The organism is Azospirillum sp. B4, from assembly GCF_000333275.1.
Taxonomy (GTDB): Bacteria; Pseudomonadota; Alphaproteobacteria; order Azospirillales; family Azospirillaceae; genus Nitrospirillum.
The window spans coordinates 1-4,785 of sequence record NZ_BACU01000163.1 but is presented as its reverse complement, the minus strand read 5'-3'; the positions used below and the strand labels follow the sequence as shown (position 1 = coordinate 4,785).

The following is a 4,785-nucleotide window of genomic DNA, read 5'->3' as shown; positions in this document are numbered from 1 at the left end:
GTCCGGCATCTTCGGCTTCGGCTACGCCAATGCCGACAGCAGCGTCACCCTGGTGGCCCTGACCCATGTCGGGCCGGAGAACGCCAGCACCAAGGCTCCTCTGGGCTTGGCTCGCGCCAATGACGAGGCGCGCTGGATCAATGACGCCGTGCTGACGGTGAAGGCCAACGATGCCCTGACCCTGATCACGGAGCTGAACTACGTCCGCGACGACTTGGTGAAGGCGGAGGCGTTCGGCGCCGCCCAGTACGCCACCTGGAAATACGACGACACCGTGTTGCTGACCTTGCGGACGGAGCTGTTCCGCGATGTCCAGGGCTTCTACGTCTCGGCCTACCAGGGCAACCAGGACTATGTCTTGGCGGAGGCCGGCTGGCCGACACGGGCGCCGGTGCTGTCGGCGGGCCAGGGGGCCACATATCTGGCGCTGACCGCCGGGGTGACCTGGAAGCCGGCGGCCAGCCTGGGCTGGGACGTCCTGCCCGACGGGCTCGCCCTGCGGCCGGAGGTGCGTTACGACCGGTCGCTGGGCAACGCCCGCCCCTTTGGTGGCGACCAGGGGCAGACGACCTTTGGCCTGGACATGCTGATCCCCCTCGGCGGCTGAGCCACGGCCGATCTCCGGTACTTTCACAACAACGATGACGAGAGTCCCATGAGGACGCGGCTATGGGGTTGCCTGGCCTTGGGCGCCGGGCTGGCGTTGGCGCCGGTTCTGGCCCAGGGCAACACGGCGGGGGATACCGCGCAGGTCGGCAAGGCCAGCTGGTACGGGCGGGAGCATGCGGGCCGCCGCACCGCCAGCGGCGAGGCCTACGACCCCGAGGGCCTGACCGCCGCGCACCGCACCCTGCCCCTGGGCACGGTGATCGAGGTGTCGGCCCATGGCCAGAGGGTGATGGTGCGGGTGAATGACCGGGGACCTTTCGTGAAGGGCCGGGTGCTGGATCTATCCGCCGCCGCCGCCCGCGCCCTGGGCCTGGACCGCGTCGGCACCGCCATGGTCAGCATCCGCCCCACTGGCGCCGTCTGCCCCACCAACCGTGCCTGCGACGCGGCGCCGGAAGCGGTCGCGGAGGCGGGGCCGCCCTGAGTTCCACGGCGGCGATCCCCATCTGGGAAAAGGGCCGGCACGGAGGATCGCCGGCCCTTCCTTTCAGGTGACGACGCCCAGCAAGACCTCCGTCACCTCTTCGGAGAACCACTTGCGCCCGCCTTCGATCAGGACGCCGCCCTTGCCGTCGGCGGGGGGCCTGGCCACCGGCATGCCGTGGTCAAGCAGGGCCTGGGCGCACGCCGCCCAGTCGCCGCTTTCCTCCGGCAGGTTCAGCGACGCCCAGGACAGGGTGCCACTGACATCGTCGCCGTAGCCGTGCCTTTCCGTCCAGCGGGCGCCACATTCCAGCAGGAAGCGGGCGAGGGCGGCATCGCCCCGGAACACGGCGTGGTTCAGGGCGGTGGCGTTCCAGTCCCCGGCTTGGACGGTTAGGGGCCAACCCAGGCGGACCATGACGGCGATGGCCGCGTCGCATCCCCATTCCGCTGCCAATTCCGGCAGCAGGCGCCGCTGGCTGTCCGACAGGGCCGCCGGCAGATCCGGCCGCTGGGCCTGGATCGCGCGCGCCGCCGCCTCGTCCCCCGCGGCGCAGGCGGCGATGAATTGGTCCTCCAGCGACAGTGCCTCGCCGCCACCCGCCTGGCGCAGCAGTTCCGCCACCTCGGTCAGGCCGAAGCGCAGGGCCACGGTGTAGGCGCTGGCGCCATCGGGCGTGCGGGCCTTGGGATCGGCCCCGGCCGCCAGCAAGGCCGCGATGTGGGCGGGGGAGCGGCGGCGGTGGATGGCCCACAGCAGGGGCGATCCCCAATCGGCCGTGGGCCGGCCGCTGGTTGGTTCGTTGGCGTCGCCGCCCCGGGCCAGCAGCAGGCGCAGGACCTCGGGCGCCTCCCAATCCAGCACGCGATACAGGGCGTTGGATCCGGTGACCCGGGCGCCCGCCCTCAGCAGCAGATCAACGCAATCCGGGCTCTCCAAGGCATGGTACAGCGACTCCCCGTCGTTGGGATCGGCGCCAGCCTCCAGCAGCAGGGCTGTGAGGCCGGGGTCGTGGTTTTGCCCGGCGGCGCCATAGAGGGCGGACAGCCGCTCCGTCTCCGATGGCTGCGCCACGCTGGCGGGTGGCCAGCGGTTGCCCACCGCCTGGTTGGGATCGGCGCCGGCGGCCAGCAGCAGCCGGGCGCAGTCGCGCAGGCGTTCGGCGAAGCCGGGCACCCGCAGCAGGCTGGAATGGGCGACCGCCACCAGGGGCGGAAGGTTCAGCGGGCCGCTGGGGCGATTGACCCAGGCGGGGTCCCGGGCGATCGCCGCGCGCACCTGTTCGACGTCGCCAATCGCACAGGCCAGGAGGGCGTCGCCCGACACCACGTCGGCGTTCTCCGCCAGCAGGCGGACGGCGGCGGCCGGGCGGGGGCGGCGCATGCTGCCGCTGATGTCGCCGGCATAAACCAGCCGCAGCCATTCCAGCACCGCCTCCGCCCGGCTGGCGGTCGCGGCGCGGCGGCTGATGACGAAGGCGTCCAGCTCGGCCCAGGACGGAAAGCCGTACTCCCGCGCCACGCAGGACTGGGCGTCGTGCAGGCGCAGTTTGGACGCCGCCAGGCTGGCGTCATTCCGGCCCTGGGCCGCCGGCAGGCTGGCGCGAAAGCGGGCCAGCGCCTCGGCGTCGCCGCGCCGGTGGGCCGCCAGCAACTCCTTGGCCTGGCGTTTCAACTGGTCGATATGGGGATGATCGGGAAGGGATCGGGCCATGAGCGAACCTCCGTGCGTGAGGCGCCGTCGACCCGCAAATCCGGCTGCACAAAGGTCGGGGATGACCATGATGATAGGCCAGTGGGCTCAGCCCTTCCCGCGGGTCCGGAGGCGGCATGGCGACCGCACGATGGGACGATAGGGCAGGGAACCTTCGACGGTCAACCGTCCCTCAGCCACCATTTGTCGGCAAGGGAACCCCCAGGCAATGCTCGATGGCGCGGGTGTCGTCGCAGCGGGGGCCGCCGGCGCGCAGGCGCTGCGTCAGGTCGCGTAGGCAGGTGGCGATGCCGCCGGCGCGGACGGCCAGGGGCGAGTCCAGGAAGGCGCCGTCCTTGTCATGGGCCGCCAGCGCCAGGCCGAAGTCCAGCTCCTGCTCCAGGCTCTGACTCAGGTCGCCGGCCAGGCGGTCGCCGCCGACCTGCTCACAGCGCCCGCCGCTTTTCGTGCGCGCCGCCGCATGGGCCTGGACGACGGCACGCCAGTGTGCGTCGCTGGCCATGACATAGGCGTAGGGCAGCGGGCTGTTGGGATAGGCGCTGCTGTAGGCGGCGTAGGCCTTGCCGTAGTCGCCCCGGCGATAGGCGCGGTCACCCTGCGCCACCAGGGATCGTGCCACACTGACCTCACCCGGGGTCTGCCGCTGGCGGGCCGCGTCGGCCAGGGCCAGGCGCGCCGCCGTGTCCATGGATGGGCTGGCGCCCGGTCCGGTGGGGGGACTGGCCGATGGTCCGGCGGCGTGCGCGCCACCGGTCAGCAGCAGGGCCGCCGCCAGCGTGGCCAGCCGGCGAGGGCGCGTCGTCATGGTCATGCTTTCCGCCAGGTTGGGCACGTTTCCCGGTTTCTTGTCGGCAAGTTATCCCCCGGCGCGGCTGGATTGCCAATAATGATTTGGCCATCGGCTGCCCTGGCGCCCGTGTCATTCCGCCGCCAGATCCATCTTCAGGGCGTTGCGGCAATGGGCCAGGAAGGCCTCCGTCACCTTGGCCATGGGGGCGGCGCTGGCGGTGATGAAGGCGTATTTGTGCAGGATCTGCGGGCGGAAGGTGCGGATATGGACTCCGCGCCAGGCATGGTCGCGCGCCATGAATTCGTTGACGATGGCCACGCCAACGCCCTGGGCGGCGAAGGCGCAGGCGGAGCCCACGCTCTGCGTCTCCAGCCGCACGTGCGGGGCGATGCCGGCCTTCTGGAACTGCGCGTCGATGGCGGTGCGTGGCCAGCGGCCCTGGCCCAGCACGATCAGCGGCACGTTGCGCAGTTCCGCCGGGGTGAGGATGTCGTGATCCATTAGGGGGTGGCCCGGCGGCAGGACGCAGGCGGTTTCGGACACCACCAGCACTTCCGCCCGGATGCCGGGGTGGTTGATGGGCAGCTTGGCGAAACCGCACTCCGCCTCCTTGGTCGCCACCATCTCCTTGGTGGTGTCGACGTCGCGGGGGTGGATCACGGCCTTCAGCTTGGGATGTTTGTTGAGGAAGCCGGCGATGACCGGCGCCAGCGCCCCCTCCACCAGGCTGGGGGGACCGACGATGCGCAGCTCCCCGATGTCCAGCTGGCCGATGTTGCGCGCCAGCGACGCCACCTGGTCCAGGCGGGCCAGGGCCGTTTCCACCTCGTTGGACAGGATCAGGGCTTCCGGCGTGGCGACCAGGCGCCCGCGCTCCCGGTAGAACAGGTCGAAACCCACGTCGTTCTGCAGGCGGGTGATCAGGCGGCTGACCGCCGGCTGGCTGATGCCCAGCTGGCGCGCGGCGGCGGACCCGGACCCGGTGGCCAGGGTCAGGCGAAAGGCTTCCAGCGCCCGCAGGTTCAGCTTCACGATCCGGCCCCCGCCGTCTACCCCGATAAACCGTTCACTCACCCTGTTCTACATGATCAGCGCCGCCTGGTCGCCCCGCCGCGTGAACCGGGTGCCGAAAGGTGCGGAAACAGCCACCAGGGGATCCAGGATGGCGGGCGGCATCCGCGCCCTACGC

5 protein-coding genes are annotated in these 4,785 nt (G+C 71.3%); 2 read left to right on the top strand and 3 right to left on the bottom strand.

The genetic code is table 11. The annotated features are described in order from the left end of the window. Positions 1 to 607 (top strand): outer membrane beta-barrel protein (locus tag I55_RS07530; protein WP_044559898.1); only part of this gene is annotated, 607 nt, incomplete at its 5' end. A gap of 48 nt (positions 608 to 655) precedes the next feature. Beyond that, positions 656 to 1,093 (top strand): septal ring lytic transglycosylase RlpA family protein, encoded by a 438-nt coding sequence (locus I55_RS07525; protein WP_083900925.1) that lies wholly within the window; start codon positions 656 to 658, stop codon positions 1,091 to 1,093. A gap of 63 nt (positions 1,094 to 1,156) precedes the next feature. Here the strand turns inward: I55_RS07525 and I55_RS07520 are convergent, their stop codons facing one another. From I55_RS07520 to I55_RS07510, 3 genes are all read right to left on the bottom strand, one after another. Continuing rightward, positions 1,157 to 2,806, bottom strand: a complete 1,650-nt coding sequence (locus tag I55_RS07520) for a hypothetical protein (protein WP_044559897.1) — start codon at positions 2,804 to 2,806, stop codon at positions 1,157 to 1,159. Positions 2,807 to 2,978: 172 nt separating this feature from the next. Beyond that, positions 2,979 to 3,611 carry a hypothetical protein gene (locus I55_RS07515; RefSeq protein WP_148293618.1) on the bottom strand — a complete coding sequence of 211 codons (633 nt, stop codon included), beginning with the start codon at positions 3,609 to 3,611 and terminating at the stop codon, positions 2,979 to 2,981. A gap of 114 nt (positions 3,612 to 3,725) precedes the next feature. After that, positions 3,726 to 4,628, bottom strand: a complete 903-nt coding sequence (locus tag I55_RS07510) for a LysR family transcriptional regulator (protein WP_044559895.1) — start codon at positions 4,626 to 4,628, stop codon at positions 3,726 to 3,728. Positions 4,629 to 4,785 lie beyond the last annotated feature (157 nt).